Origin of the sequence: Rathayibacter sp. PhB151, from assembly GCF_004366415.1 — a bacterium.
In the GTDB taxonomy this organism is placed as follows: domain Bacteria; phylum Actinomycetota; class Actinomycetes; order Actinomycetales; family Microbacteriaceae; genus Rathayibacter; species Rathayibacter festucae.
The window spans coordinates 111073-137296 of sequence record NZ_SOEN01000006.1 but is presented as its reverse complement, the minus strand read 5'-3'; the positions used below and the strand labels follow the sequence as shown (position 1 = coordinate 137296).

Sequence of the window (26224 nt, the reverse complement as noted above, 5' to 3'; positions counted from 1 at the left end):
GTCAGCGTGACCGGCGGGACCTTTCGCCAGCCTGAACAGCCTCGGTGTCCTGCGGTCAGCCGGGAGCCGGCAGGCGGATCTCGAGCCGCGCGCCGCCGAGCGGGGAGTCGAGCAGGCGCGCCGTGCCGCCGCCCGCCCGCGCCGCCTCGGCGACGATCGCGAGGCCGAGCCCCGAGCCGCCGGTGTCGCGGGCGCGGGCGTCGTCGCGGCGCTCGAAGCGGAGGAAGACCCGCTCGCGGTCCTCGGCCGGCACTCCCGGGCCGTCGTCGTCGACGCGCAGGACCGCGACGCCGTCCTCCTCGCGCACGGTGAAGGCGACGACGCCCGCCGCGTGCCGCCGGGCGTTCTCGGCGGCGTTGCGCACGGCGCTGTGCAGCAGCGGCTCGTGCCCGTGCACCTGGGCCGGTCCGACGTCCTCGGTGCGCACGTCGACGCCCAGCGCGCGGAGCCGCGCGGCCTCGGCGAGCACGAGGTCGTCGAGGTCGACGTCCTGCTCGGCTCCCTCGTCGCGCTCGTCCACGCGGGCCAGCAGCAGGAGGCTCGCGACGAGGTGCTGCATCCGCTCGCCCTCGTCCTCGACGACGCGGGCGAGGTCGGCGAGCGGGACCGCCTCCGGATGCCGCAGGGCGACCTGGGCGTGCTGCCGGACGGCCGCGACCGGGGAGCGCAGCTCGTGCGAGGCGTTGGAGACGAAGCGGCGCTGGGCGGCCTGCGAGCGCTCGAGGCGGTCGAGCAGGCCGTTCATCGTGCGGGCCAGGCGGGCGAGCTCGTCGCGACCGGGCGGCTCCTGCACACGGCGCTGGAGATCGGCGGCCTCGATCGCCTCGACGTCGGCGCGGATCCGCTCGACCGGCCGGAGCGAGCGGCCGACGACGAACCAGACCAGCGCTCCGACCACCGCCGTGACGAGTGGGACGGCGACCGCGAGAAGCCGGACGGCCGAGCCCGCGGCGTCGTCGGCCCCGGCGAGGGTGCGCGCGACGACGACGGTCTCACCCGGGTCGCCGCCGAGCTGGAGACTCTCGGAGCCGACGACGAAGCGGGTGCCGTCGATCGAGGTGATCTGCGGCTCGTCGGAGACCGGCAGCGGCACGGCGTAGACGAAGTCGTCGTCCGCGACCGCGACGACCGATCCCTCCCGCTGCAGCTGGATGACGACCTCGTCGGTGTTGAACGGCGGCAGCCGCCCGGCGCTCTCGGTGTCGGTGGCGATCTGGCGGGCCTGCTGGTTCGCGGTGAACGCCTCGGCGTCGACGAGCGACTGCTCCAGCAGGGCGGCGAAGGCGACGGAGCCGGCGACCAGCACGGCGAGGATCGCGGCGGAGACCAGGGCGGTCAGCCGCACGCGGATGCTCCAGGGCGGGCGCCGGGACATCGGTCCTCAGCCCTCGACGAGCCGGTAGCCGGCACCGCGGAGCGTGGTGATCGACTCCGTGCCGAACGGGCGGTCGAGCTTGGCTCGCAGCCGCGCCACGTAGACCTCGACGATGTTGAGGTCGCCGTCGAACGCGTCGTCCCAGACGCCCTCGAGGATCTCGCGCTTGGCGACGACCCGGTCGCGGTGGCGGGCGAGGAAGTCGACCACGGCGAACTCGCGCGAGGTCAGCCGGATCGAAACGTCTCCCCGGTGCACCTCGCGGAGCGCCGGGTCGATCAGCAGGTCACCGAAGCGGTGGACCACCGGCCGCTCCGGCCGCCCCCGGCGCACCAGCGCCCGCAGCCGCGCCACCAGGACGGAGTACTCCAGCGGCTTCACCACGTAGTCGTCGGCGCCGGCGTCGAGGCCCTCGATCTGGTCGCGGTCGCCGTCCTTCGCGGTCAGCATCAGGACCGGGGTCCAGTCGCCCTCGTCGCGGAGGGTGCGGCAGAGGGCGGAGCCGCTGAGCCCGGGCATCATCAGGTCGAGGACGATGGCGTCGTAGATCGTCTCGCGGGCCCGCCACAGCCCGTCCACGCCGTCGTGCGCGACGTCGACCGAGAAGCCCTCGGCCTCGAGACCGCGGCGGACGCCGTCGGCGAAGACCGCCTCGTCGTCGACCACCAGAATCCGCATCCCGTCGAGTATCGCCGGTGCGGCGCGACCGGCGCACGGGGAGCGAGTCGTCAGTCCAGGCGGTCGAGCGTCGCGCTGATGGTGCGCAGGCACTCGATCAGGACGCCGATCTGCCGGGAGTCGAGGTCGGCGAGGACCTCGCCCTCGGCCGCGACGAGGTGCCGCATCGCGTCGTCGACGCGCTTCGTGCCGCGCGGGGTGAGCGAGACGATCTTGCTGCGCGAGTCGGCGGCGTTCTGCTCGCGGACGACCAGGCCGCGCGCGCCCAGCCGGTCGACGCGGCTGGCGAGGTTGCCGCTGGAGATGCCCAGGCGGGTGGAGAGGACGGACGGGGTCATCGTGCCGGCCGGGTTCTGGCGCAGCAGCGAGAGCAGCTCGAACTCCCACGGGGCGAGCTCGCCCGCCGCGAAGGAGAGGCGCCGCACCTCCTGCACCCGCGGGCTGAGCCGGCGCAGGCGGGAGAGGACGTCGAGTGGGGCGAAGTCGAGATCGGGCAGGGCGTCGGCCCACGCGTCGATCACCAGATCGACATCGTCGTCTTCACGCATCCCCCGATTATCGTCGGCCCCGGCGGTGCCGGGCGACGGCTGGCCGCGGCGGCGCGGGAGGCCTACCCTGCCCGTCGCGGCGCGTGCTCGTCACGGGCGCCGGCGTCAGGGCCGGTACTCGTCGCGGCGCGGGGGCGGCAGGTCCGGGCGGTGCGTCTCGCCTCCCGGGCTCAGCGTCGCGATCCCGGCGGTGACGCCGGCGAGGAGGATCCGGCCGGCGGCGGCGAGGAACCTCAGCACCCGCCCGTTCGTCCCACGTCCTCGAGCTGCCATCGTCGGCTCCCTCCGCCGTTCGACAGCCTGGCACCATGCCCGCCGCGGCGCACCTGCCGCTAGCCTGGTCGGGTCGGAAGGACTCCCGTGCGCGCGCACCTCGAGCAGCTCCTCGCTCTGCTGAGCGGGACGTTCCTGCTGCTCGCGCTCGTGTCGAGTCCCGACGCCGCCGTCGTGCTGGTCGTCACCACCACCGCGGTCGCCGCTCTCGTCCTCGGGGCGCGTTACCTGGCCGTCGGCGCTCGCCGGCCCGTGCTGTCGATCGGGCGCCGCGCCCGGGAGCACCGGCTCGGCCTCGCCGCGCAGCCCTCGCCGCAGCACCCGCGCACCGCGGGTCGCGTGCGCTCGCGGGCGCCGGGCCTGCCGGGACTGGTCGCGTAGCCCGGAGCTCTGCCTCGGGAGGCGCGACCGTTCGCGATCGCGCTCACCTCCCGACGACAGGACTCCCTTGAACTTCTACGACTTCCCGCCCATCGCGGCGGCGCTCGACGCCGCCTCCCACCTCGTCACCGGCCTCACCTCGGCCCTCGAGCCCCTCGCGGGCGGCGCCTCGGCCGCCGCCGCGATCGTGCTGGTGACCCTCCTCGTCCGCGTGCTGCTGATCCCGGTCGGGATCTCGCAGGGCCGGGCCGAGATCACCCGCCGCCGCCTCGCCCCGCTGCTGCGCGAGCTGCAGCGCAAGCACGCGAAGAATCCGGAGGCGCTGCAGCGGGCCACCATGAAGCTCTACGCCGACGAGAAGGCCTCGCCGCTCGCGGGCTGCCTCCCGGTGCTGCTGCAGGCGCCCGTCGTCTCGCTGCTCTACGGGCTGTTCGTGCACCCGGACATCGCCGGTCACGGCAACGCGCTGCTCGACGCTCGGCTGCTGGACGTGCCGCTCGGGCGGTCGTTCGTCACGGCGCTCGGCGGCGGCGAGGCCGCGCAGCTCGGTGTCTTCGCGGTGCTCCTCGGGGTGATCGCGCTCGTGTCCTGGCTGGCGCGCCGGGTCGCGCTGCGCCAGGCGGCGCTCACCCCGGTGCCGAAGGGGGCGCCCGCGGCCGTCGCGCAGCTGACCGGGGTGCTCAGCTGGATGCCGTTCCTGACGGTGGTGTTCGCGGCGTTCGTGCCGCTCGCGGCGACGCTCTACCTCACGGTCACGACGACGTGGACGCTCTGCGAGCGCGTGATCGTGCGGCGGGTGCTGGCGGGCGGGGCGCGGGCGTGAGGCGGCGCCCCGCCCGCCGGCGCGCTCACCAGCCCGTCGTCAGCACCTCGTCGAGCTGGTCGGCGAAGAAGTCGGCGCTCTCGACGGTGAAGCAGAGCGGCGGCTTGATCTTGAGCACGCACTGGCGGTCGGAGGTGGGCTGCACGATCACGCCGCGCTCGCGGAGGCGCTCGCAGATCGCGCGCGTCTCCGCGGTCGCCGGCTCGAGCGTCTCCCGATCGCGGACCAGCTCGAGGCCCAGGTACAGCCCGCTGCCGTGCACGGCGCCGATCAGCGGGTGGCGCTCGGCGAGCGCTTCGAGCCGGCGGCGGAGGTGCGCGCCGGTGGTCCGCGCGTTCTCCTGCAGCCGCTCGTCCGCGAGCACGTCCAGCACCGTCGTCCCGACGACGGAGCTGACCGGGCTGCCGCCCGCCGAGGAGAAGAACGACCCCTGCGAGCGGTAGCGGTCGGCGATCTCGCGGGTCGTCACGACCGCGCCCAGCGGGTGGCCGTTGCCCATCGCCTTCGCGACGGCGACGACGTCGGGCACCACGCCCTGCTGCTCGAAGCCCCAGAACCAGTCGCCGAGGCGGCCGTAGCCGACCTGCACCTCGTCGGCGATGCACAGCCCGCCGTGGGCGCGGACGGCCGGGTAGACGGCGGCGAGGTAGCCGTCGGGCAGCGGGATGCCGCCGGCGTTGCCGTAGAAGGTCTCGGCGATGAAGCCGCCCGGGAAAGTGCCGGCCGCGACCAGCTCCTCGATCCGGGCGACCGCCTCCGGCGCGTAGCGGTGCGCCTCGGCACCGCGGTGCGTGCCGCGGTAGCTGTTCGGGGCGTCGAGGGTGTGCACCCAGGGCGGCCGGGTCGCGAGCGCGTCGGGGTTGTCGGCGACGGAGGTGGAGACCGCATCGGACAGGCCCGACCAGCCGTGATACGCCTCCCGCACCGCCAGCACGTCGTCGCGGCCCGACCAGGCGCGGGCGATCCGCAGCGCCAGGTCGGCCGCCTCCGTGCCGCTGTTGACGAGCAGCACGGTGTCGAGCCCGTGCGGCAGCAGTGCCGCCAGCCGCTCGCAGAACTCGCCGATCGCGGGGTAGGAGAAGCGCGAGTTGGTGTTGAGCAGCCGCCACTGCCGCGCGACCCGCTCGACGAGCAGCGGGTGGGCGTGGCCGATCGAGGTGACGTTGTTGAGCACGTCGAGGTGCACGCGGCCGGAGTCGTCGACGAGGTGCTCGCGCCAGCCGCGCAGCATCGTGGGCGGGGACTCGAAGTAGTGCTCCTGCGCCTCGGCCAGGTGCGCGAGCCGCCGGTCGAGCACCTCGGGGTCCGGCTGCGGCGCCGGCAGGGTGCGTCCCAGGAGCAGCGGGGTCGGGTCGAGGAGGACGTCGAGCCAGGCGTCGGCCCAGTGCGCGTTCGCGAAGGGCGGGAGGTCGACGGTGTCGAGCGCGCGCGGTGCGGCCTGGGCGCGCAGGAGTCCGCGGGCCGTGCCGAGCCGGTCGCCGGACCGGACCCGCGTGCCGGGTGCGGGAGCGTCGTCGACCCCGTCGAGCCGCAGACGGACCCCGTCGGCGAGCAGGGTGACTCCGCCGGGGACGCCGCCGCCCACCTCCGCGTCGAACGGCGCGGCCAGGGGTGTCTCCGCGGCGAGGTGGACCTCGGTGACCAGAGCGGTCGTCTCGGGCTCCTGCGCGGTGTGCGGGCGGCCGCGGGTCAGACGGCGCTCGCCGTAGCGCAGCACCGCGGCCCCGGCGCCGCCGGCGAGCGCGGCGCGGGCGAGGGCGGGCTCGGCGTCGTCGTCCAGCCAGCGGCCGGCGTCGAGCGCCGGGCTCTCGGGCGAGAGGTCGACGACGACGGCGTCGACGGCGTCGAGAACGGGGACCGCGGGGGAGAGTGCGGCCGGTGCGCTCGGCCGGCGAAGGGCCCGCCGGACCAGCGCCTGCAGCACCGGCAGCGGCGCGGCGGTCGCCCGGTCGAGGATCAGCCGCTCGTGCTCGAGGTTCTCGCGGGCGTAGTCGTTGCCGGGGTCGCCGGCCAGGACGTCGTGGGCGCTGACGACGAGGACCGCCGCCCGGAGCACGACGAGCGGCCACAGCGCCTCGACCTCGGCGCCGGCGAGCGGGCGCACGGCGTCGTACGCGGTGGCGGCGCGGAGCACGGTGGCCGCGTCGGCGTCCGCGTGGTGCAGGAGCGAGGACAGCGTGATCGCGAGCTCGCCGACCGCCCAGCCCGCGCCGAGGTCGCCGAAGTCGATGACGCCGTCGGGGAGGACGCCCGCGTCGACCACGACGTTGTCGTCGGTGAGGTCGCCGTGCACGAGCTGCACCGGGAGCGCGGCGGCGAGCGGATCGACGACCGCCAGCGCCGCGTCGACGGCTGCCCGGATCGCCCGCGCGGAGCGCCGCGGCACCCGGCCGATCAGCGCGTCGACGACCTCGCCCGCCCGCCGCAGGTCCCACTGGTCGGTCTCCTCGAGGCCGTGGAGCGGCTGCTCGGCGAGCGCGACGTCGACCCGGGCGGCGAGGTCGCCCATCGCCCGGACGACGGCGGGGGAGAGGTAGCCGGAGCCGGAGAGGGTCCGGCCGGGGACGAAATCGAGGACCCGGGCCGCGGCGGTCGTGCCGCCGAGGTCGATCTCGTTGAGGGTGCGGCCCTCGCGGTCGGGGCGCACGCGCGGGAGCCGGACGCCCCCGAGCCGGTCCGCCAGCCGCGCGACGGCCGCCGTCTGCGCCTCGATCCGCCCTCTCGGCGTCGCGGGATTCGCGATCTTGAGCAGCAGCCGCTCGTCGCCGGTGTCGACGAGGACGTTGCGGTCCTGATTGCTGCCCAGCTCCCGCAGTGCGCCGTGCAGCCCGTAGCGCTCCCGCAGCAGGGCGGCCGCGACCTCGTGGTCGAGCGCGGGCGGGGGCGGCGGAGCGGCGTCGGACGGCATGGCGGGGGTCCTGTCGAGCGGGGATCGGGTGGCTCCATGATCGCGCGTCGGAGAGCGCGGCGGGCGCACCCTCGATGGTCCGTCACTGAGGGGGCGTTGCGCGTCCCGGAACGTCGATCGATCGTTTTCGGGATACCCTCGGGACAGAGCAGGAGGAGACGGCGATGACCAGCATCATCGGCTATGCGAGGACCGTGCGATCCGACGACGACGGTTCGAAGCAGGTCTCGGAATTGCAGGCGGCAGGCGCCGAGCAGGTCTTCATCGACCGCTCAGCCAGGAGCGGCCTCGCCGAGCGACTGCAGTGGCTGATCTGCGTCGAGAGCCTCCGCGCGGGCGACACCCTTCTCGTCCGCGGGCTCGACTGCCTCGGCGGCACGGAGCGACTCGTCCTCGAGATCGTCCAGGACCTGGAGGTGCGCGGTGCCGAGCTCAGAACGCTCTCCGAGCCGGTGATCGACACAGCGGCGCCGGGGGGCCGCGCGTCCTTCGCGATGGTCCGGGCGCTTGCTCGGGTCGGCACGAGCACGAGGAGCGAGGAGACGCGCCGCGGCCTCGATCGAGCCAGGGCAGCGGGCCGAGTCGGCGGGCGTCCCTCGGTCATGACGCCGCCGCGGCTCCGCGAAGCCAGGCGGATGAGGGCGTCGGGGAGCAGCGTGGTGCAGATCGCCGAAGCCCTCGGCGTCGGCAAGTCCTCGGTGGCCCGGGCGCTCGCGAAGGAGGCCCCCGCTCAGGAGCGGGTCTTCTACCGCGACGTGAAGCCGTACGAGCTGCCGCTGGCGCTCGATGATCTGGTCGGGCCATCAGCCGGAGTGATCGAGCTCCCTCACCACGTGCACTGGGGACCGGAGGTGACCGTCGATCTGCGCACGCCCGGAGGAGTTGCGAAGGCATACCAGGCTCTGCTCACCGAGGGCACCTCCGAGGATCAGGAGGCTCTTCTCGACCGGGGGCTTCTGGCGTCGCTGTGGAAGGAGCTGGACCTGCCCGACCGAGTGCGCCTGCTTTGGGAGACGCGATTCCCCGAACTGGCGGGTGCTTGAGGTGGAGAAGGCGAATCGGGAGCTTCAGCGTCTGGTCACCCGGCTGCTCCTCACGATGCTCGACGGCGCCTCCTTCGCGCTCGCCGGGTCGGGTGCTATCCGGGAGCACGGCATCACAGACCGCCCGACGGAGGACATCGACCTCTTCACGTCCAACACCGACACGCGCGCCTTCGGACAGGCCGTCGATCGAGTGCTCGACGGGCTTCGGGCAGCGAGCTTCATCGTCGCGGAGAGCCGCCGGTCCGCGCAGTTCGCCAGGCTGCACGTCGAGACCCCGAGCGGCGAGCGGATCGATGTCGACCTGGGGATGGATTGGCGTGAGGACGACCCCGTGCTGCTGCAGATCGGGCCGGTCCTCAGCGTCGACGACGCCGTCGGGAACAAGGTGAGTGCGCTCTACAGCCGCGCGGAGGCCCGCGACTTCCTGGACGTCGACGCGATCCGCTCCTCCGGCAGATCGACTGATGAACAGCTTCTGAGCGCCGCGCGCGAACGCGATCCCGGCTTCGAGCCACTGATGTTCGCCCAGCAGCTCGACCGCGCAGAGAGACTCACTCCCGACCGGGTCCGCGAGTACGGAGTGAGCCCGGACGCTCTGAGCGCGCTGCAGTCGCGTTTCGCGATCTGGGCATTGCGGATAAGAGAGAACACCTCGTGAGGCCGGACCGCGCTCTCATCAGGGCAGGTCTGCAGGCTCGGCTTCTGGTGCTGGTGGATCTACTTGGAAGAGACACCCGCAGACATGCTGGTCGAGTAGCCCCGTAGGGGCGTATCGAGACCCACCACCGCATGCACGTCGGTCTCGTCCCCGTCCTGCGATGGCGCCGGAGGCGCCCCCTCCGCTCGATACGCCCGCTGCGCGGGCTACCCGATCAGCATGATGTCCGCACCGCATCCACCGCGTGTCAGCGTGGTCAGTGCGCGTAGGCCGACGGGTCGAAGCGGCCGAGCTCCTCGCGGAAGGCGAAGGCGAAGTCGGGCCAGAGCAGGGTGAGGCGGCGGGAGGCGGAGTCGACGTACCAGCTCTCGCAGCCGCCGTTCGTCCAGACGGTGTCGGCGCTGAGCGCGTCGAGGCGGGCGAGCGCGGCGGCTTCGGCCTCGGCGGTGACCTCCAGGAGGTCGACACCCGCGACGGTGCGGTGCTCCAGTGCGGCGAGGACGTAGTCGATCTGCGACTCGATCATGTGCACCGCGGAGTTGTGGCCGAGGCTCGCGTTCGGGCCGTTGATCACGAAGAGGTTCGGGAAGCCGTGCACGGCGGTCGACTCGTACGCCGACATCCCGTCGCCCCAGCGGTCGGCCAGCAGCTCGCCGCCGCGGCCGCGGATCCGGCGGGCGAACGGCGGGCGAGTCGCGTGGAAGCCGGTCGCGAAGACCAGCGCATCGACCTCGTGGGCGGCACCGTCGTCGCCGATCGCCGCCGAGCCCTCGATCCGGCGCAGGGGCGAGGGCACCACGCGCACGTGCGGCTGCGCGAGCGCGGGGTAGTAGTCGTCCGAGAGCAGCACCCGCTTGCAGCCGATCTCGTAGTCCGGCGTGAGGACCGCGCGCAGCTCCGGGTCGGCGACCTGCGCGGCGAGATGGCCGAGCGCCTCCGCCCGCAGCCGGTCGATGGCGTCGGGCACGCCGACGCGGCCGGCGAAGCCGAGCTCCGCGCGCCAGAACAGCTCGGAGCGCAGGCGCTCGACGGCGCCCGGCACGCGCGCGAGCGTGCGGCGCTCCTCCGGCGGGTACGCGCGATTCCGACGCGGCACGACGTACGGCGCCGAGCGCTGGAACAGCACGACCTCGGCCGCGCGCTCCGCGAGGTGCGGCACGATCTGCACGGCGGAGGCGCCGGAGCCGACGATCCCGACGCGAGCCCCGTCCAGGATGACGTCGTCGCGCCAGCGGGCGGAGTGGAAGGCCGGCCCCGCGAAGCCGTCCAGCCCCGGGACGTCGGGCAGGCGCGGTTCCGACAGCCGCCCGGCGCAGACCACGAGCACGGCCGCGTCGAAGTCGCCCCGCGAGGTGCGCACCCGCCAGCGCTCGGCGTCCTCGTCGAAGGTCATCTCAAGGACGTCGGTGCCGAGGTGCAGCTGCGGCGCGAGCCGCTCGCGCTCGACGACCCGCTCGAGGTAGGCCTGGATCTCGGCACCCGGCGCGTAGAACGCCGACCAGTCCGCCTCGGGCGCGAACGAGTACGAGTACAGGTGCGAGGGGATGTCGCAGGAGACGTTCGGATAGCGGTTGTCACGCCAGGTGCCGCCGACGCGCTCGGCCCGCTCGAGCACCGCGAAGGAGACGCCGCCGCGGCGGGCGAGGCGCGCCGCCGCTCCGATGCCCGCGAAGCCCGCGCCGACCACGACGACGTCGACCGAGGTCGCCATCAGACGATCGTCCGGGGGAGTGTCGACCCGGCCGGGTCCCGGTGCGGGTCGGCGACGAAGCGCTCGACGAGCGCCAGCAGTTCGGCCGGCCGCTCGGCCAGCACGCAGTGGCCGGCGTCGATCACGGCGTAGCGGGCGTCGTCGATCGCCCCGAGCAGCGCCTCCGCCCCCTCGACGCCGACGACGGCGTCCGCGGCGCAGCCGACGACCAGCGCGGGGACGCGCAGGCGGGCCGCGGCCTCGGTCGCGTCGGCGCGGGCGGTCGCGGCGAGGAGCGCGGCGGTCGCGGCGTCGGCGGCCAGGGGAGTCGCGCGCCCGGGTCCGAGGTCGGCGAGCGTGCGGACGCCGATCACGCGCGCCAGGTCGGCGCGGGCGTCGGGGAGGCCGGCCAGCGACTCCCACAGCCGGGCGACCGCGAGGAGGCGCTCGGTGGGCCGCAGCCAGCCGGCGGCCAGCACCAGGGCGACCACGCGCGGGTCGGCTTCGGCGGCGGTGATCGCGGCCCAGGCGCCGAGGGAGACGCCGACGACCACCGCCCGCTCGGCGCCGAGCCGGTCGAGCGCGGCGGTGACGGCGCGAGGCGCGTCGCGCAGAGGATCCCGCAGGTCGGCGAGCTCGACCGCCGCCACCCGGTGCCGGCGAGCGAGCATGGGCAGCAGCAGCGCCCCGTCGGCCCGGGCACCGCGCCCCGGCCCGGTCACGAGCAGGACGACGTCCGTCGCCGGCTCACCACCGGAGTGGAGGCGGACCGTGTCGTCACCCACCGTGAGAGTCGACTCCCGGATCAGCGCCGCCTGCCGCTCGAGGTACGCCGACGACCGCGTCACGAGACGCGGCCGGCCTCGCGCACCGGGAGGCGCAGCCGGCGCGTCGCCGTGCTGCCGGGTGTCGGCACCACCATCGCGCGCTCGGGAGCGACGTGTCCGTAGTCGGTGGTGCGCTGGCGCCAGGGCCGGCCGATCTCGCCGGTGAGGCGCGCGACGGTCGCGATGTCGAGGGAGCGGTGCGCCTCGGCGCCCGCTTCCGGGCTCATCGCGCCGTCGAGCAGCAGGCCGCCGAGGTCGTCCGCGCCGCCGCGCAGCAGCTCCTGCGACAGCTGGAGCCCGAGCTTCGTCCAGGCCGTCTGCACGTGGTCGATCCGCCCGTGCAGCAGCAGCCGCGCCACGGCGTGCACCGCGCGGGTCTCGCGCCGGGTCGGTCCGCCGCGGGTCTGCACGACGACCGCCGCCGACGCCTCGGCGGGCACGAACGGCATCGCGATGAACTCGGTGAAGCCGCCCGTCTCGTCCTGGATCGCGGCCAGCGCACGGAGGTGGTCGATCTGCTGCTGCGGCGTCTCGACGTGCCCGTAGACCATCGTCGCGGTCGAGCGCAGCCCGCCGCGGTGCGCGGTCGTCACCGACTCGCGCCACTCGGCGACGCTCGGGTCCGCGCCCTCGCTCAGGATCGCGCGCACGTCGTCGTCGAGGATCCGCGCCGCGGTCCCCGGCACGGAGTCGACGCCCGCCTCGCGCAGCGCGGCCAGCATCTCGGCGGGGGTCCGCCCGGTGCTCGTCGCGGCGTCGAGGATCTCGCCCGGCCGGAACGCGTGCAGGTGCAGCGAGGGGTGCCGTGCGTGCAGGGTGCGCACGATCAGCAGGTGGTCCTCGCCCGGGGTCGCGAGCGGACCCTGGAGGCACAGCTCGGTGGCGCCGAGCGCGACGGCCTCGTCGGCGAGCTGCTCCAGGGTCTCGACGGTGAGCCCGCCGGCGCCCCAGAGCGCGGTGTCGATGTTGCGGTTGGCGACCACGGTGACGGTGTCGCCCACGGCCGAGCGCCGGACGTCGTCGGCCAGGGCGGCCAGCGCGTCGAGGTCGTCGCCGTCGGCGGCGAGCAGGGCCAGATAGTCGGCGTCGTCGAGACCGGCCGGGTCGGCGCTCGCGCGCTCGAGCACGGCGGCGAGGGTCGGCGCGGCCGGACGCGGTGCGGGCGGCAGCTCCTCCTCGTACGCGCGGGGGACGATCGGCACGGCCTCGTCGGCCAGCCACGACTCCCGGTCGGCGAGCGCGAGGACGTACGGCGCGACCCGCGGGTCGATCCAGGTCTCCGCGTCGCTGAGGTACCGCGGATGCGCGGTGAGGCGCTCGTGCAGCTGGTAGCCGGAGTCGGCGGTCAGCCGCGCGAGGTCGTCGATGTTCGGCCAGGGCCGCTCCGGATTGACGTGGTCCGCGGTCAGCGGACTGACCCCGCCCCAGTCGTCGATCCCGGCGCGGAGGAGGAGCCCGAGCTCCTGCTCGTCGGTGAGGTTCGGCGGCACCTGGATCGTCATGTCCGCGCCGAGGACGAGGCGCGCGACGGCGACGTTCGCGACGTACTCCTGCAGCTCGAGGTCGACCTCGTTCTGCATCGCGGTCCGCGGCTTGGCGCGGAAGTTCTGCACGATGCACTCCTGCACGTGGCCCCAGAGCGCATGCGAGTCGCGGATCGCGAACAGCGCGTCGGCCCGCTCCGCCGTGTTCTCGCCGATACCCAGCAAGACGCCCGTGGTGAACGGGATCCGGCTGCGCCCGGCGTCGTCGAGCACGCGCAGCCGGAGCGCCGGGTCCTTGTCGGGTGAGCCGTAGTGCACGCCGCCCTTCTCGGACCAGAGCCGCTCGGCGGTCGTCTCGAGCATCATCCCCATCGAGGGCGCGACCGGGCGCAGGCGCTGCAGCTCGGCCCAGGACATTACTCCGGGGTTGAGGTGCGTGACCATGCCGGTCTCGGTCATCACCAGCACCGCCATGGCGCGCACGTACTCGAGCGTCGAGGCGTAGCCGTGCTCGGCGAGCCACGCGCGGGCGACGGGCCAGCGGTCCTCCGGGCGGTCGCCGAGGGTGAACAGCGCCTCCTTGCAGCCGAGCGCGGCGCCGGCGCGGGCGACCTCGAGGATCTCCTCCGGCTCCATGAAGGTCGACTCGCGCTTCAGCGCCAGGCCGCCGGGCGTCTCGACGAACACGCAGTAGTGGCAGCGGTCGCGGCAGAGCTTGGTCAGCGGCACGAAGACCTTGCGGGAGTAGGTGATCACTCCCGGCCGGCCGCGGCGGGCGAGCCCCTCGTCGCGCAGCCGCCCGGCGGCCAGCAGCACCGCGTCGAGGTCGTCCCCGCGCGCCTCGAGGAGCACCTCGGCGCTCTCGCGCGTGATCGGCTCGCCCTCGGCGAGGCGGGCGAGGAGGGTGGGCACGGTCATGCGGAGGCGGCTCTTCCGGAGGGGTCGGTCGGCGGGCGCCGACGGGTCGGGGCGCGGGAGGGTCGGACGGCCGGCGGCACGGCGCCGGCCGGTCGCGACGGAATCAGAGGGCGCGCAGGCGCGGCGCGAGGTCGCGCTCGAACGCGTCGAAGAAGCGCTGCTGGTCGTCGCCCGGCGCGTGGAACACGAGGTGGTTGAAGCCCGCGTCGACGTAGGGCTTGATCTGGGCGACCGTCTCGTCCGGGTCCGAGCCGACGATCCAGCGCTTGGCGACCTGCTCGATCGGCAGCTCGTCGGCGGCGCGCTCCATGTCGACCGGGTCGGTCAGCGAGTGCTTCTGCTCGGGGGTGAGCGAGAGCGGCGCCCAGAAGCGCGTGTTCTCGAGCGCGAGCGCCGGGTCGGGGTCGTAGGAGAGCTTGATCTCGATCATCCGGTCGAGCGCGGCGGAGTCGCGCCCGCCCGCCGCGATGCCCTCCTCGACCGCGGGGAGAAGCTTCTCGGTGTAGAGCTCCATGCCCTTGCCGGAGGTGCAGATGAAGCCGTCGCCCGCGCGGCCGGCGTACTTGGCGACGACGGGTCCGCCCGCGGCGATGTAGACCGGGACGCCGTTCTCCGGCTTGTCGTAGATGGACGCCTCGTGGGTGGAGTAGTACTCGCCGTCGAAGGAGACGCGGTCCCCGGCCCAGAGGGCGCGCATGAGGCGCACGGCCTCGCGCAGCCGGGCGAAGCGCTCCTTGAAGTCGGGCCAGCTCTGCTCGCCCGCGCCCTGGTAGCCGGTGGCGACCTCGTTCAGCGCCTCGCCGGTGCCCACGCCGAGCATGATGCGGTCCGGGTAGAGCACGCCGAGCGTGCCGAACGCCTGCGCGATGACGGCGGGGTTGTAGCGGTAGTGCGGCGTCATCACCGAGGTGCCGAGCCGGATGGTCGAGGTGCGCTCGCCGGCCGCGGCGAGCCAGGCGAGCGAGAACGGCGCGTGGCCGCCGGTGTGGCGCCAGGGCTGGAAGTGGTCGGAGACCACCGCGCTCTCGAAGCCGTGCCGCTCGGCGCCGACGGCCAGCTCCACGAGCTCGCGCGCCCCGAACTGCTCCGCCGATGCCTTGTACCCGAGCGTGATCGTCATAGTGCCGCCTTCGTCAGAGGGAGGGGACCGCTCCGGACACCGGGCGGTCCCTCCATTCTGCGCCCGCGCGGGCGGCGATCGGGACGCTCAGGCGGACGCGGCAGAGATGTTGACCATCCAGTGCACGCCGAACCGGTCCGTCAGCATCCCGAAGCGGTCGCCCCAGGGCGACGTGGTCAGCGGCTCCTGGACCGAGCCGCCGGCGGCGAGACCCTCCCAGTAGCCGCCGAGCTCGGCGTCGTCGTCGCCGAAGAGCGCGACGGTGATGCGCGCGCCCTCCTCGAACGTCATCGAGCCCGGAGTGTCGGACGCCATCAGGATCAGCCCGTTCGGCGTGACCAGCTGCGAGTGCATGATCAGGTCCTGCTCGGCCGGATCCTCGCTCGCGTGGAAGTCCGCGAAGGTGCTGGACTGCAGCTCCCCGCCGAAGACCGAGTGGTAGAACTCCATCGCCTCGCGAGCGTTGTCGCGGAAGCCGATGTAGGGGCTGAGACTCGTGGACATGACGGCGCCTTCCTGTCGAGGAGGGCCCAGTATCGACCCGCCGGCGACCCCGCTGCAACGGCCGCCCTCCTGCTGATCGCCCAGTCCGCGCAGCGGGAAGAGCCTCGCGTCTCAGCTGTCCGCTCCCTCCTCGGCCGACGGCGCTGTCCCGCCATCGGGGCTGAGTCGCCGCTCGCGGGAGAACACGTCGAGAAGAGACGCTTCGTCGGGGAGCGCTGCCCGTGCGTCCTCCGCGAGCTCGTAGCGGCTGACGGCGACGGGCTGCGTCGTCGAGGCCAGGGAGTAGCGGACGACCGCATCGTTCTTGTCGGTGACGACGAGGATGCCGATGGTCGGCTCGTGCTTTCCGGAGATCCGCAGCTTGTCGTCCACCAGGGCGACGTAGAAGCCGAGCTGCCCGGCGTCCCTCGGCTCGAACTTGGTCGTCTTCAGCTCGACGACGATGTATCGCAGCTGTTCGACGTGGAAGAAGACCAGATCGATGAAGAAGTCGTCACCGTCGACCTCGAAGTGCATCTGGCGGGCGACGAAAGCGAACCCGGGACCGAGCTCGCGGAGGGTGTCCGTGATCCGGCCGACCAGGCGATCCTCGAGGTCGCGCTCCCGGCTGTCTCCGTCGATGGCGAGGAAGTCGAGAGCGTACGGATCTCGGGTGATCTGCTGTGCCAGTTCGGAATCGGTCGCTGCGAGGACGGCGGCGTAGTTGCTGGCGGCGGCGGCCTCGCGCTCATGCAGGCGAGTCCTGATCTGGTGGACCAGGATCGGCCGGCTCCAGCCGCGCGAGACGTCCTGGGCGGCGTACCAGTCCCGGAGCCCCTGATCGTCGAGCTTGTCGAGCAGCTCGATGACGTGGCCCCAGGGCAATTGTCCAACGGGTCGTTGGACAATCGACTCCTCGTCCGGCCAGGCCGCCGCGAAGCGGCGCATGGAGAACAGGTTCGCGCGGGAGAACCCTTTCATCGAGGGGAATTCGGCTCGCAGGTCGTCCGCGAGGCGCTCCAGAACGCCACTGCCCCAGGGCTCGCGCTGCTGACGGTCGAGGATCGTCGAGCCGATCCGCCACCACAGTCGAAGCAGCTCCGTGTTCGCCTTGCGCTGGGCGCGGAATCGGGCGTCGTGCACGTGCCGCTTGAGCTCGTCCAGGGTCGCGCCGTAGTCGGCCGGAACAATCGTGGTCACGGCGACGAGGGTTACAGGTCGCGCGGGTCGCCGTGTCACCTGGCGCCTGCCGTGACACCTCGCGTCGGGTGCTGATCGAGTAGCCCGCGGAGCGGGCCCCGCATGCCGATCGAGTAGCCCTCGCAGAGGGCCCCGCGTGCTGATCGAGTAGCCCGCGGAGCGGGCGTATCGAGATCCCAGCGCCCAGCAGGCGCGACCCGCGCGCCCCCTACAGCTCCGCGCGGGTCGGGGGGTTCGCGCCGGAGCGGGAGGTGGTGATACCGGCGACGCGGGCGGCCCAGTGTCCGATCGCGCGCAGGGAGGGCTCGTCGAGGAGCAGGCCGTTCGGGGCGCCGAGACCCTGGCGGAACGCCTCGTCGAGGATCGCGCCCATCGCCGAGTCGCCCGCGCCGATGGTGTCGGCGACGACGATGCGGGCGGCCGGGACGGTGGCCCGGGCGACGGCGGAGGCGAGCAGCAGGCCCTCGCCGCCGCGGGTCACGACGGCGACCTGCGCGCCCAGCTCGAGGAGGCGGGTCAGCACCTCGTCGAGCTGCATCGTCGGGTAGAGCCACTCCGCGTCCTCGTCGCTGAGCTTGACGATCTCGCAGGCCGCGGCGACGCGCTCGAAGCGGGTCAGTGCGTCGTTGTGCTCGCCGACGAGGGCGGGGCGGATGTTCGCGTCGACGCTCGCGGTGACGCCGGCCGGCAGTGCCTCGAGCAGCTCGACGATCGCGGAGCCTCCCGGCTCGAGGTAGACCGCGATCGAGCCGGTGTGCACGTGGGTCGCGCTCGAGGGATCGGCGGCCGGCGGGTTCCAGGAGAGATCGAAGTCGTACTCGGCGGAGCCGTCCTCCTGCAGGCGGGCCCGGGCGGTCGAGGTGCGCTCGGCGTCGCCGTGCAGCACGGTGACGCCGGAGGCACCCAGGTGCTCGGCGATGCGGCGGCCGCGCGCGTCGTCGGCGATGTCGGTGACGAGGGTCGCCTCGCGGCCGAGGCGGGCGAGGGTGAGCGCGACGTTCGCGGGCGAGCCGCCGACGTGCTCGGTGCTCTCGCCGTCGCGCTCGACGATGTCGATCAGGGCTTCGCCGATGACGAGGATGCGGGGCGCCGCGCTGTCGCGGACGTCGGTGGAGGACATCCCGCCATCATGCCGGTCCGCAGGCCGTCGTCGCGAGACCTTCCGCGCGCTCACACTCCGGCACGGACGTCGGCCAGCTCGTCGTCGACGGTCGTCAGGGTGATCAGCGGCCCGAACAGCGCCATCGCGTCGAGCGCGCGGGCGTGGTCGGCCTTGGACGCGCCCGCGCAGGCGTCGGTCACGACCCGCACCTGCACGCCGGCGTCGGCCGCGGCGAGCGCCGTCGCCAGCACGCAGCAGTCGGTCGAGACCCCGGTCAGCACCATCGAGCGGGAGTCGTCGAGCAGCGCCTCGAGCTCGGCGCCCCACTTGCCGAACGTCGGGGCGGTGATCGTGCGGTGCCCCTCGAAGCCGGGGACGAGCGCGTAGAGCGGATCCTCGTCCGGGACGAGCGCGAACGGCCAGTCCCGGTAGTAGGGCACCCAGGCGCCGCGGGGCTCGGCCGGGGCGACGAAGCGGGTGGTGACCACCCGCTCGCCGAAGCGCGGGAGCAGCCGGGCCGTCCCCTCCGCCGCCCGGTCGAACTCCTTCGACGCCCACGGCGAGGCCGCGTCGGCGAAGACGTGCTGCAGGTCGATCGCGACGAGCAGGCTCACGCGTCGGCCTCCTGCCGCCGCACCGCGGAGCGCGAGAGGACGAGCGTGCCGGCGAAGCCGATCACGAGGGCGACCAGCACGCCGAGGTTCGCGCCGGCCCATTCGCCGTCGCGCCCGCCGATCGGGCCGAGCAGGTAGCCCTCCCACTCGAAGCCGGGGGAGTAGTTGACGACGAGGCCCCAGCCGATCACGGCGCCGACGACCACGAGCAGCACCGGCGCGATCGAGACGCTGCCGTAGCGGCCTCGCGAGCTGTAGAGCGCCTCCTGGTCGTAGTCGCGGCGGCGGAGGATCAGGTCGGCCAGGAAGACGCCGAGCCAGCCCGCGATCGGCACGCCGAGCGTGATCAGGAAGCCCTGGAACGGGCCGAGGAAGTCGCCCGCGACGAAGACGACGTAGATCGCTCCGAGGACCATCAGCACGCCGTCGATGCCGGCGGCCACCGGCCGGGACACCTTGAGGCCGGTGCTGAGCAGCGCGAGACCCGAGGAGTAGATGTCCATCACCGCGCCGCCGATGAGCCCCAGCAGGGCCACCACGATGAAGGGGAGCAGGAACCAGGTCGGCAGGATGCTCGCGAGCGCGCCGATCGGGTCGGCCGCGATGGCGTCGGACAGCTCCGTCGAGGAGGCGGCGAGCAGCAGCCCGACCACCACGAGCACGACGGGCGCGACGGCGCCGCCGATCGTGGTCCAGCCGATGACCCCGGCGGTGCCGGCGGTGCGCGGGAGATAGCGGGAGTAGTCGGCCGCCGCGTTCACCCAGCCCAGCCCGAAGCCGGTCATCATGAAGACGAGTCCGCCGATCACGGCCCCCGCCGATCCCGAGGGCAGGCTGCCGACGGCGGCGAGGTCGATGCGGTCGAGCACGAGCACGACGTAGACCACGGTCAGCACGGCGGTCGCGATCGTGATCGCGAGCTGGAGCCGCATGATCAGCCGGAAGCCGGCGATCCCGGCGATGACGATCAGCGCCGCGACGACGATCAGCGCGACGACCTTGGTCAGCACGCCGCCGTCCCAGCCGAACTCCTCGAAGACGGTCGCCGTCGCCAGCACGGCGAGCGAGGCGAGCACCGTCTCCCAGCCCACCGTGAGCAGCCAGGAGATCACCGCGATCAGGCGGTTGCCGTCGACGCCGAAGGAGGCGCGGCTGAGCACCATCGTCGGGGCCGACCCGCGCTTGCCGGCGACCGCGACGAAGCCGCAGAAGAGGAAGGAGACGACGATCCCGATCACGGCGACCGCGGTCGCCTGCCAGAAGGACAGGCCGAAGCCGAGCAGGAACGAGCCGTAGCTCAGCCCCAGCACCGAGACGTTGGCCGCGAACCACGGCCAGAACAGGTCGCGGGGGCGACCGTGCCGCTCCGACTCCTGGATCGTGTCGAGACCGTTGAGCTCGATGCCGCCGGCGGGCCGGGTGGTGGGTTCGGGAGAGGTCATGACGTCCCTCGTTCTCGCGCGGAAGGCCCGGGCGAACGCCGGATCCTGTCGAATGTAGTGCAGGATCGGCGCCCGATCGCGGCGGGCCCGAAGACCGGTGGACGGCTCCGCGAGGTCCGCTCCTGGGGAGGAGACCCGCGGTCCCGCCCGCTCAGTCCTCCGCGCGCTCCAGCAGCCCCCGCAGCGTCTCGAGGTCCGCCGCGACCCGGTCGCAGTCCTCGTCCCACTGCTCGAGCGTCATCCCGTCGTACCGGCGGACGGTGAAGGCGACCTCCGCGCCGTCGCCGTTGGCGAGGATCCGGAGCGGGTTGTCGAAGACCCGGCCGCCCTCGGTGATCACCCGGTGATCGGCCACGCCGTAGGGGTTGCGCGGCGCGAAGACGATCTCGACCCGGCCCATCGGCGAGTCGGCGAACCAGTGGCCGTCCACCTCCTCGACGGACGCCTGCGCGAGCCCCGCCGCCCAGAGCGACAGGTTCGAGGGATCGACGACGAAGGAGTACACCTCGTCCGCCGGCGCGTCGATCACGACGCCCACCGGACGCGACTCGTACAGGACCATCTCAGTCTCCCTCCGCGGCGAAGCTCGCCACCAGCAGTGCCGCGAGCGCGGTCCGCTCGAGCATCCCCTCGATGCTCACCGATTCTCCGCGAGCGTGCGCGCCCTCGCCAGGGGCGCCGAGCCCGTCGAGGACGGGGATCCCGAGCGCGGCGATCAGATTGCCGTCGCTGGCGCCGCCCACCGCCGTCTCGGTCAGCGGCAGGTCCATCGTCTTCGCGACCCGCTCCGCCCGGCGGTAGAGCGCGCCGACGGCGGCCGTCCGCTCGAAGACGGGCCGCTGCCACGAGCCGCGGACCTCGATCCGGATCCGCGGGTCCGACGCCTCGAGCGCGTTCATCTCGGCCTCCACGCGCGCCGCCTCGGCCGCGCCGCGGATCCGCACCTCGAGCTCGAGCCGCACCTTCGCGGTCGTGACGTTCACCCGGCTGCCGCCCTTGACCACGCCGATGTTGACGGTCGTCCCCGCCTCGGGCCGGGCGATGCCGAGCACGCGCGGGATCAGCGCGCCGAGCTCGTGGATCGCGCTCGCCCCCTTCTCCGGCTCGACGCCCGCGTGCGCCTCGACTCCGACGATGTCCACCACGAAGTTGCCGATGCCCTTGCGCGCGGTCTTCACCGCGGTGCCGATCGCCCCCTCGAAGACGAGCGCCGCCTCCGCCCCGCGGCTCTGATGCTCGAGGAAGCTGCGCGAGGTGAGGCTGCCGACCTCCTCGTCGCCGTTCATCACCAGCCGCACGGCCGGGTGCGCGAGTCGGGCGTGCCGCAGCGCCAGCACCAGCCAGACCATCTGCACGAGGCCGACCTTCATGTCGTAGCTGCCCGGGCCGCTGAGGCGGTCGCCGTCGATCGCGAACGGCCAGCCGCGGGTGGTGCCCAGCGGCCAGACGGTGTCGTAGTGCCCCACCAGCGCCACGAACGGGCGGGACCCTCGCGGTCCGCGCCCCGGGGCGCTGCCCGGGAACGTCCAGCTCGACGCGCTCGGGCAGTCCTGCTCGCGGAGGTGCTCGAGCTCGCCCGCGTGGCCGAGCCGCTCGCCGACCCAGTGCACGAGGAAAGCGTGCAGCTCGTCGAGCGCCTCGAGCGAGTCGCTCGGGCTCTCCATCATCACGAGGTGGCGGACGTCGTCGAGGATGCGCGCGCGCTGGTCGCGGAGGAAGGTGCGGACACGGGCGGCGTCGGCGGCATCGGGGAAGGTCACCGCTCCGGAGTACCAGAGTGCGGGGCCCCACGCGAACCGAGGGCGGGAGTGAACCGGACGCCGCCCCTCTACGTTGAAGGAGGAGAGGTGGAGATGTCCGAGGATCAGGCCGAGATGCTGCGTGCCCTGCACGACGAGCACTCGGCGGCGCTGTGGCGCTTCGTCCTCCGGCTCACGGGCGACCGCCAGCTGGCGGAGGACGTGGTGCAGGAGGCGCTGCTGCGCGCCTGGAAGCACCCGGAGATCCTGGCCCAGGGCGAGGCCGCGGCCCGCTCCTGGCTCTACACCGTGGCCCGCAACATCGTCATCGACGACCGCCGCAGCGCCCGGCACAACCGCGAGTTCGGCACCGACGAGGTGCCCGAGCGCGCGCACGGCGACCGCACCGACCAGGTGCTGGACGCCTGGCTGCTCTCGGAGGCGCTGAGCACCCTGAGCCACGACCACCGCGCGGTGATCGTGCACGCCTACTACGGCGGGCGCACGGTCGGCGAGATCGCCGAGCTGCTGGGCATCGCGCCCGGAACGGTGAAGTCGCGGATGCACTACGGGATGCGGGCGCTGAAGCTCACCCTCCAGGAGAAAGGCGTGACCGAACCGTGAGCACCGAGCAGCAGAGCGACGACGCCTTCCGCGACGACGCCTTCCGCGACGACGCCTTCCGCGACTGGGACGCGGCGTACCTCCTCGGCGCGCTCTCGCCCGCCGACCGCCGCGCCTACGAGCAGCACCTTCGGGGCTGCCCCGGCTGCCGCGAGGCGCTGGGCGAGTTCGTCGCGATCCCCGGCCTGCTCGCGCACCTGCCGCAGGAGGAGGGGCTCGCGCTGCTCGAGACGGAGCAGCGCGTCGAGGAGTCCGCCCCGCCCGCCCTGCTCGCGCACCTCGCCCGGGCGACCGACGCGCTCCGCCGCCGCACCCGCTTCCGCATCGCCGGCCTCGTGCTCGCCGCCGCCGGGGTCTCCGCGGCCGCCGCGATCGCCCTCCCGCTCGTGGTCGGCGCCCCGCCCACGGTGGTCGAGAACACGGTGGCGCTCGCCGCGGCTCCGGGCGTCCCGGTCGAGGCGTCGGTCCGCTTCGTGCCGGAGGCGTGGGGCACCCGGATCGACATGGACTGCAGCTGGGAGAGCGCAGGTGCCGGGACCGCCTCCGACGGCTCCGCGTCCGTCGGCTACGTGATGTACGTCACCGACACGGCCGGCTCCACGGAGCCGATCGGCTCGTGGACGAGCAAACCCGGCTCGACGGTGGAGCCGAGCCTCTCGACCGGTCTGCCGCTGGCCGAGATCGCCTCGGTCGAGGTGCGCCTGCAGGGCTCCGAGCAGGTCGTCCTCACCGGCAGCCCCTGACGCGGGGTCCGGCGCCGACCCCGATCTCCCAGGTGCGGACCCCCGGGACTGAGTAGCTTCTCAGTCATGACGATCGCGACCCTCGCCCTCGCCCCTGCCTCCGTGACGGCGGCCTCCTCCACCGACAGCATCGACGAGCTCTCCGGTCTCGTCGGCGTCGCCGCCCGCGTGATCGCGGCACTCGGCGAGGTCGGCGTCGGTCTGCTGACGCTGATCGAGACGGTCTTCCCGCCGATCCCGAGCGAGCTGGTGCTGCCGCTGGCGGGCTTCCTCGCTCAGCAGGGGCGGATGAACCTGGTGCTGGTCGTGATCACCGCGACCCTCGGCGCCTACCTCGGCGGGCTGATCCTCTACTGGCTCGGCTACCGCATCGGCACCGAGCGCTCGATCCGCCTGCTCTCCAAGCTGCCGCTGGTCGACCGCGAGGACTTCGAGAAGGCCGTCGGCTGGTTCCGCCGGCACGGCACCTGGGCCGTCCTCTTCGGCCGGCTCATCCCCGGGGTAAGGAGTCTGATCTCGCTGCCCGCGGGCGCCGAGCGGATGAACCTGCTGCTGTTCTCCGGGCTGACGATCCTCGGCTCCGGCGTCTGGAACGGCCTGCTGATCGGCCTCGGCGCCGCGCTCGGCACGCAGTACGAGCTCGTCGACCAGTACGCGGGCGTGCTCGACGCGATCATCTACGGCGCGATCGGCGTGGTCGTGCTGCTGCTCGTCGTCCGCAGCATCCGCCGGCACCGCGCCGCCCGCGGCACCGGGGCCCGCCGCCGGCACTGACCCGGGCGGCCGGAGCCGGAGAGTACCGGGCGCGCCGACCCGGCGCGACCGCCCCCGTGTCCCGCTGTCCGCACCGCGGATGTGCCCTAGCGTTCGAGGGGTCAGCCCCCGACGAGAAGGAACGCCATGCCCGAGAACACTGCCGAGAACGCCGCCGCGACTCCGTCTCCCGCTCTCTCCCGCACCGCCGTCGAGCGCAGCTGGATCATCGGCGTCTCGCTGATCGCGATCGCCCTCGGCGTGATCGCGGTGCTGATCCCCGGACCGACCCTGCTCACCGTCGCGATCGTCTTCGGCATCCACCTGATCGCCGCCGGCGTCTTCCGGCTCCTGCTGGCCTTCACCGCCACGCGGCTGCAGAACCGGGTGCGCTGGCTGGCGGGCCTGCTCGGCGCGCTGATCCTGGTCGCCGGCATCCTCTGCCTGTCGAACCCGTTCGAGTCGCTGAGCATCCTCGGCCTCGTGATCGGCCTGGGCTGGATCCTCGACGGCGTCTCGAGCATCACCAGCGGCCGCACCGTCGCCGGGCCGGCCTGGCTGCCGATCGCCGCGGGCATCGCCTCGGTGATCGCCGGCCTGCTCACGGTCATCATGCCGGTGCTCGCGCTGTCCGCCTTCGTCACCGTCGCAGCGATCCTGCTGATCGTCGTCGGCGTCTCGGGCCTGCTGCTGCTGCCGGGCCGCACGAAGACCGCGCCCGAGACCGCCGAGGCGCGCTAGACGTTCCAGAGGCCGAGGAGCTGCACCGGGATCGCGTAGGCGAACCAGGAGAGCGGCGCGAGGATCCAGTTCGCGAGGATCCGCCGCCGGCCGTCCGCGTGCGCGAGCACCACGGCCACCTCGGAGCGGGCGATCCGCGGGGAGTAGAGCAGGGGTACGTTCGCGACGATCGACAGCAGCGCCCCGATGATGACCGGCCCGCCGGCGAGGACGAAGAGCCCCGGCTCGGTCTGCAGCGCGAACGCCGTGGCGACGATCAGCCAGATCGCGAGCAGGGTGGCGGCGGTGGCCCGGGTCGCCCGCTGGGAGAGGCTGCGGCCGGAGGCGATCACCGGGTCGAGCGGCTCCGACCGGTCCGCCCGCACGGCGCGCACGGCGCGGAGGCGGAGCACGACGGCGACGATCAGCGCGAGGACGGCGTAGGGCAGTCCCGCCCGCGTCAGTGCGATCGGCAGCCACGGAACGCTCAGGGCGAGGACGCTCCCGAAGAGGCCGCCGAGCACCAGCATCCCGACCGGGACGACGACCACCAGGCTGAGCGGGAAGCGCGGGGGCCCGTCGGACGTCGTGCGGGATCCTGCGCGCTCCGGCTCCCCTGACGGTCGCTCACCGGTCGCCTGCGCGGCGCGCTCGTGATCTCCGTCGTCCCCGACATCCGTGCTCCCGGCCCCCATGCCGTCGACCCTAGCCCGGCCCTCGATGCGCGGCGGGTCCGTGGCAGCATGGCGCCGTGACCGCCGCCGATCCCGCCGCCGAGCCAGACTCCGCCGTCGAGCCCGACCTCGTCCCCGAGCTCCTCGTCGAGGACCTCGAGCGCAGCCTCGCCTTCTGGTGCGGCCCCTGCGGCTTCGCGGTCCGCTACGCGCGGCCGGAGGAGGGCTTCGCGTACCTCGTCCGCGGCGGCGCCCACGTCATGCTCGACCGGATCGGCAGCACCCGCGACTGGATCACCGCGCCACTGGAGCGCCCGCTCGGCCGCGGCGCGAACCTCCAGATCCGCGTCGACGACGCCGACGCCGTCGCGGCGGCCCTCGACGCGGCAGGAGTGCCCCTGTTCACCCCTGCCGAGACCCGCTGGTACCGCGCGGGGGAGGAGGAGGCGGGCGTCCGCCAGGTCCTCGTCACCGATCCCGACGGCTACCTCCTGCGCTTCCAGTCCTCGCTCGGGCGACGCCGCGCGACGTGAACCGAACGGCGCGCGCCATCATGCCAGCGGAGGACGCCGGAGACGGCCGTCGCCTGGTTCCATCGGTTCCATGTCCACTCCGTCCACCGGCACCCTCGCGCTGCCGGCCACCGACCCGGCCGCCGCCGCGCCTCCCGCCGCGTTCACCGACGACGACGACGAGGTCCTCCGCCCGGCCGACCTCGTCACCGCGCTGACCGGGATCACCCTCGGCTTCTTCGCCCTCTTCGTCCACGGCCTCACCCAGTGGTCGTACGTCGGGCCCGCCGTCGAGCGGGCGGGCGTGCTCGGCTGGCTCGCGCCGGCGCTGGTCGGGCTGATCTGCGTCCTCACGGCCGTGACGTCGGTGGCGGTCCGCGCCGCCCGCCGCACGAGCCGCCGCGGGCCGTCCGCGCCGACCGGAGCCGCCTCGTGACCGCCGCGCCCGCCGTCCCGTCCACCGCGACCCCCGCCGTCGCCCTCGCGCAGGAGCTGCTCCTGCGCGCCGGCTGCGCCCGCCCGGGACTGCCGTGGGTCCGTGAGAGCGCAGCGGGATCGGCGGTCGACCTGGCGGTCCTCGAGCGCGGCGCGCACCTGCTCGACCTCTCCGAGGAGGCGGTCGCCCGGATCGCGCTGTCGCTCGCCACCGGCCGCCCGGTCGACCTGCGCGCGGCGTTCGGCCACCTGACCCGCGACCACGCCGAGGCCGTCATGATCGCCGTGGCCGTCGCCGGCGGGCACGACCGCGTCGAGAGCCGCGTCGTCGTCGTGGACGGCGAGCGCCGCGTCGAGAGCGTGCCCCCGCTCGGAGTCTGGCCCGATCGCGGAGCGCGACCCGGCGACGAGGGGCTCGCCCGCGCCGCGGCCTGACCGATCTGCACGACCCCCA

General features: G+C 73.8%; 28 protein-coding genes. 11 read left to right on the top strand and 17 right to left on the bottom strand.

What is annotated here, in order from left to right; genetic code table 11:
• Nucleotides 1–55 precede the first annotated feature (55 nt).
• The 4 genes from EDF35_RS01210 to EDF35_RS20595 all read right to left on the bottom strand — a co-directional run bounded on the left by EDF35_RS01210 (nucleotide 56) and on the right by EDF35_RS20595 (nucleotide 2874).
• Entirely contained in the window at nucleotides 56–1375 is a 1320-nt protein-coding gene (locus EDF35_RS01210) for a HAMP domain-containing sensor histidine kinase (RefSeq protein ID WP_133960518.1), read from the bottom strand.
• Nucleotides 1376–1381: 6 nt separating this feature from the next.
• A complete protein-coding gene (locus EDF35_RS01205) occupies nucleotides 1382–2053 on the bottom strand; it encodes a response regulator transcription factor (protein WP_133960517.1) in 672 nt (223 codons plus the stop codon).
• Nucleotides 2054–2103: 50 nt separating this feature from the next.
• Nucleotides 2104–2601, bottom strand: coding sequence for a MarR family transcriptional regulator (locus EDF35_RS01200; RefSeq protein WP_123445211.1), 498 nt, complete (start codon nucleotides 2599–2601; stop codon nucleotides 2104–2106).
• Between the two features lie 105 nt (nucleotides 2602–2706).
• The gene (locus EDF35_RS20595) at nucleotides 2707–2874 is read right to left on the bottom strand and encodes a hypothetical protein (RefSeq protein ID WP_164874417.1); all 168 of its coding nucleotides are present in this window, start codon (nucleotides 2872–2874) and stop codon (nucleotides 2707–2709) included.
• A gap of 87 nt (nucleotides 2875–2961) precedes the next feature.
• On the opposite strand from EDF35_RS20595, the gene EDF35_RS01195 reads away from it, so the two are divergent.
• Together EDF35_RS01195 and yidC are read left to right on the top strand one after the other, a co-directional pair.
• Nucleotides 2962–3255 carry a hypothetical protein gene (locus EDF35_RS01195; RefSeq protein ID WP_123733838.1) on the top strand — a complete coding sequence of 98 codons (294 nt, stop codon included), beginning with the start codon at nucleotides 2962–2964 and terminating at the stop codon, nucleotides 3253–3255.
• 67 nt (nucleotides 3256–3322) lie between these two features.
• On the top strand, nucleotides 3323–4078 hold the full coding sequence (gene yidC / locus EDF35_RS01190; RefSeq protein ID WP_133960516.1) for a membrane protein insertase YidC: 756 nt from the start codon (nucleotides 3323–3325) through the stop codon (nucleotides 4076–4078).
• A 25-nt stretch (nucleotides 4079–4103) separates the two neighbouring features.
• Here yidC and EDF35_RS01185 read toward each other — a convergent pair whose 3' ends face one another.
• On the bottom strand, nucleotides 4104–6986 hold the full coding sequence (locus EDF35_RS01185; RefSeq protein WP_133960515.1) for an aminotransferase: 2883 nt from the start codon (nucleotides 6984–6986) through the stop codon (nucleotides 4104–4106).
• Between the two features lie 164 nt (nucleotides 6987–7150).
• On the opposite strand from EDF35_RS01185, the gene EDF35_RS21105 reads away from it, so the two are divergent.
• A complete protein-coding gene (locus EDF35_RS21105) occupies nucleotides 7151–8029 on the top strand; it encodes a recombinase family protein (protein WP_123733841.1) in 879 nt (292 codons plus the stop codon).
• Nucleotides 8022–8690 carry a nucleotidyl transferase AbiEii/AbiGii toxin family protein gene (locus EDF35_RS01175; protein WP_347876887.1) on the top strand — a complete coding sequence of 223 codons (669 nt, stop codon included), beginning with the start codon at nucleotides 8022–8024 and terminating at the stop codon, nucleotides 8688–8690. The genes EDF35_RS21105 and EDF35_RS01175 overlap by 8 nt, the downstream gene beginning before the upstream one ends.
• 256 nt (nucleotides 8691–8946) lie before the next feature.
• On the opposite strand, the gene EDF35_RS01170 is transcribed toward EDF35_RS01175, so the two are convergent.
• From EDF35_RS01170 to EDF35_RS01120, 11 genes are all read right to left on the bottom strand, one after another.
• Nucleotides 8947–10401, bottom strand: a complete 1455-nt coding sequence (locus EDF35_RS01170) for an NAD(P)/FAD-dependent oxidoreductase (protein ID WP_133960514.1) — start codon at nucleotides 10399–10401, stop codon at nucleotides 8947–8949.
• A complete protein-coding gene (locus EDF35_RS01165; RefSeq protein ID WP_133960513.1) occupies nucleotides 10401–11165 on the bottom strand; it encodes an alpha/beta hydrolase in 765 nt (254 codons plus the stop codon). The genes EDF35_RS01170 and EDF35_RS01165 overlap by 1 nt, the downstream gene beginning before the upstream one ends.
• 59 nt (nucleotides 11166–11224) lie before the next feature.
• Complete coding sequence (gene cofG / locus EDF35_RS01160; protein ID WP_208322995.1) at nucleotides 11225–13609, bottom strand: 7,8-didemethyl-8-hydroxy-5-deazariboflavin synthase CofG; 2385 nt, start codon at nucleotides 13607–13609, stop codon at nucleotides 11225–11227.
• A 103-nt stretch (nucleotides 13610–13712) separates the two neighbouring features.
• The gene (fgd, locus tag EDF35_RS01155; protein WP_123445218.1) at nucleotides 13713–14729 is read right to left on the bottom strand and encodes a glucose-6-phosphate dehydrogenase (coenzyme-F420); all 1017 of its coding nucleotides are present in this window, start codon (nucleotides 14727–14729) and stop codon (nucleotides 13713–13715) included.
• Nucleotides 14730–14816: 87 nt separating this feature from the next.
• The gene (locus EDF35_RS01150; RefSeq protein WP_123733845.1) at nucleotides 14817–15233 is read right to left on the bottom strand and encodes a VOC family protein; all 417 of its coding nucleotides are present in this window, start codon (nucleotides 15231–15233) and stop codon (nucleotides 14817–14819) included.
• 111 nt (nucleotides 15234–15344) lie between these two features.
• Nucleotides 15345–16412 carry a PDDEXK nuclease domain-containing protein gene (locus EDF35_RS01145; RefSeq protein ID WP_123702448.1) on the bottom strand — a complete coding sequence of 356 codons (1068 nt, stop codon included), beginning with the start codon at nucleotides 16410–16412 and terminating at the stop codon, nucleotides 15345–15347.
• A gap of 208 nt (nucleotides 16413–16620) precedes the next feature.
• Nucleotides 16621–17532, bottom strand: a complete 912-nt coding sequence (locus EDF35_RS01140; RefSeq protein ID WP_133960512.1) for a carbohydrate kinase — start codon at nucleotides 17530–17532, stop codon at nucleotides 16621–16623.
• Nucleotides 17533–17582: 50 nt separating this feature from the next.
• Nucleotides 17583–18128, bottom strand: a complete 546-nt coding sequence (locus EDF35_RS01135; protein ID WP_243839805.1) for an isochorismatase family protein — start codon at nucleotides 18126–18128, stop codon at nucleotides 17583–17585.
• On the bottom strand, nucleotides 18125–19570 hold the full coding sequence (locus tag EDF35_RS01130) for a cytosine permease (protein WP_133960510.1): 1446 nt from the start codon (nucleotides 19568–19570) through the stop codon (nucleotides 18125–18127). Before EDF35_RS01130 ends, EDF35_RS01135 begins: the two co-directional genes overlap by 4 nt.
• A 151-nt stretch (nucleotides 19571–19721) precedes the next feature.
• Nucleotides 19722–20132, bottom strand: a complete 411-nt coding sequence (locus EDF35_RS01125) for an SRPBCC family protein (RefSeq protein ID WP_123445222.1) — start codon at nucleotides 20130–20132, stop codon at nucleotides 19722–19724.
• Between the two features lies 1 nt (nucleotide 20133).
• A complete protein-coding gene (locus EDF35_RS01120; RefSeq protein ID WP_208322994.1) occupies nucleotides 20134–21330 on the bottom strand; it encodes a M20/M25/M40 family metallo-hydrolase in 1197 nt (398 codons plus the stop codon).
• Between the two features lie 93 nt (nucleotides 21331–21423).
• Between EDF35_RS01120 and EDF35_RS01115 the strand changes: the two genes are divergently transcribed.
• The 4 genes from EDF35_RS01115 (at nucleotide 21424) to EDF35_RS01100 (ending at nucleotide 24170) form a co-directional block, all read left to right on the top strand.
• Nucleotides 21424–21933, top strand: a complete 510-nt coding sequence (locus tag EDF35_RS01115; protein ID WP_133960509.1) for a sigma-70 family RNA polymerase sigma factor — start codon at nucleotides 21424–21426, stop codon at nucleotides 21931–21933.
• A complete protein-coding gene (locus EDF35_RS01110; RefSeq protein ID WP_133960508.1) occupies nucleotides 21930–22676 on the top strand; it encodes a zf-HC2 domain-containing protein in 747 nt (248 codons plus the stop codon). The genes EDF35_RS01115 and EDF35_RS01110 overlap by 4 nt, the downstream gene beginning before the upstream one ends.
• 66 nt (nucleotides 22677–22742) lie before the next feature.
• Entirely contained in the window at nucleotides 22743–23450 is a 708-nt protein-coding gene (locus EDF35_RS01105; protein ID WP_133960507.1) for a DedA family protein, read from the top strand.
• 126 nt (nucleotides 23451–23576) lie between these two features.
• Nucleotides 23577–24170 (top strand): DUF308 domain-containing protein, encoded by a 594-nt coding sequence (locus EDF35_RS01100; protein ID WP_133960506.1) that lies wholly within the window; start codon nucleotides 23577–23579, stop codon nucleotides 24168–24170.
• Here the strand turns inward: EDF35_RS01100 and EDF35_RS01095 are convergent.
• Nucleotides 24167–24844, bottom strand: a complete 678-nt coding sequence (locus EDF35_RS01095) for a hypothetical protein (RefSeq protein ID WP_133960505.1) — start codon at nucleotides 24842–24844, stop codon at nucleotides 24167–24169. The two genes, EDF35_RS01100 and EDF35_RS01095, sit on opposite strands and share 4 nt — an antisense overlap.
• Nucleotides 24845–24900: 56 nt before the next feature.
• Here EDF35_RS01095 and EDF35_RS01090 point away from each other — a divergent pair, with 56 nt between their 5' ends.
• From EDF35_RS01090 to EDF35_RS01080, 3 genes are all read left to right on the top strand, one after another.
• Nucleotides 24901–25356 carry a VOC family protein gene (locus tag EDF35_RS01090; RefSeq protein WP_123733853.1) on the top strand — a complete coding sequence of 152 codons (456 nt, stop codon included), beginning with the start codon at nucleotides 24901–24903 and terminating at the stop codon, nucleotides 25354–25356.
• A gap of 70 nt (nucleotides 25357–25426) precedes the next feature.
• Nucleotides 25427–25771: a hypothetical protein gene (locus EDF35_RS01085; RefSeq protein ID WP_133960504.1), complete on the top strand. Its 345-nt coding sequence runs from the start codon at nucleotides 25427–25429 to the stop codon at nucleotides 25769–25771.
• Complete coding sequence (locus EDF35_RS01080) at nucleotides 25768–26205, top strand: hypothetical protein (protein WP_133960503.1); 438 nt, start codon at nucleotides 25768–25770, stop codon at nucleotides 26203–26205. The genes EDF35_RS01085 and EDF35_RS01080 overlap by 4 nt, the downstream gene beginning before the upstream one ends.
• The last annotated feature ends 19 nt before the right edge of the window (nucleotides 26206–26224 follow it).

Bases quoted from the DNA above. Each gene is read 5' to 3' on its own strand.
- EDF35_RS01210 (WP_133960518.1), bottom strand. From the start codon at position 1,375: ATGTCCCGGCGCCCGCCCTGGAGCATCCGCGTGCGGCTGACCGCCCTG.
- EDF35_RS01205 (WP_133960517.1), bottom strand. From the start codon at position 2,053: ATGCGGATTCTGGTGGTCGACGACGAGGCGGTCTTCGCCGACGGCGTC.
- EDF35_RS01200 (WP_123445211.1), bottom strand. From the start codon at position 2,601: ATGCGTGAAGACGACGATGTCGATCTGGTGATCGACGCGTGGGCCGAC.
- EDF35_RS20595 (WP_164874417.1), bottom strand. From the start codon at position 2,874: ATGGCAGCTCGAGGACGTGGGACGAACGGGCGGGTGCTGAGGTTCCTC.
- EDF35_RS01185 (WP_133960515.1), bottom strand. From the start codon at position 6,986: ATGCCGTCCGACGCCGCTCCGCCGCCCCCGCCCGCGCTCGACCACGAG.
- EDF35_RS21105 (WP_123733841.1), top strand. From the start codon at position 7,151: ATGACCAGCATCATCGGCTATGCGAGGACCGTGCGATCCGACGACGAC.
- EDF35_RS01170 (WP_133960514.1), bottom strand. From the start codon at position 10,401: ATGGCGACCTCGGTCGACGTCGTCGTGGTCGGCGCGGGCTTCGCGGGC.
- cofG (WP_208322995.1), bottom strand. From the start codon at position 13,609: ATGACCGTGCCCACCCTCCTCGCCCGCCTCGCCGAGGGCGAGCCGATC.
- fgd (WP_123445218.1), bottom strand. From the start codon at position 14,729: ATGACGATCACGCTCGGGTACAAGGCATCGGCGGAGCAGTTCGGGGCG.
- EDF35_RS01150 (WP_123733845.1), bottom strand. From the start codon at position 15,233: ATGTCCACGAGTCTCAGCCCCTACATCGGCTTCCGCGACAACGCTCGC.
- EDF35_RS01140 (WP_133960512.1), bottom strand. From the start codon at position 17,532: ATGTCCTCCACCGACGTCCGCGACAGCGCGGCGCCCCGCATCCTCGTC.
- EDF35_RS01130 (WP_133960510.1), bottom strand. From the start codon at position 19,570: ATGACCTCTCCCGAACCCACCACCCGGCCCGCCGGCGGCATCGAGCTC.
- EDF35_RS01125 (WP_123445222.1), bottom strand. From the start codon at position 20,132: ATGGTCCTGTACGAGTCGCGTCCGGTGGGCGTCGTGATCGACGCGCCG.
- EDF35_RS01115 (WP_133960509.1), top strand. From the start codon at position 21,424: ATGTCCGAGGATCAGGCCGAGATGCTGCGTGCCCTGCACGACGAGCAC.
- EDF35_RS01105 (WP_133960507.1), top strand. From the start codon at position 22,743: ATGACGATCGCGACCCTCGCCCTCGCCCCTGCCTCCGTGACGGCGGCC.
- EDF35_RS01100 (WP_133960506.1), top strand. From the start codon at position 23,577: ATGCCCGAGAACACTGCCGAGAACGCCGCCGCGACTCCGTCTCCCGCT.
- EDF35_RS01095 (WP_133960505.1), bottom strand. From the start codon at position 24,844: ATGGGGGCCGGGAGCACGGATGTCGGGGACGACGGAGATCACGAGCGC.
- EDF35_RS01085 (WP_133960504.1), top strand. From the start codon at position 25,427: ATGTCCACTCCGTCCACCGGCACCCTCGCGCTGCCGGCCACCGACCCG.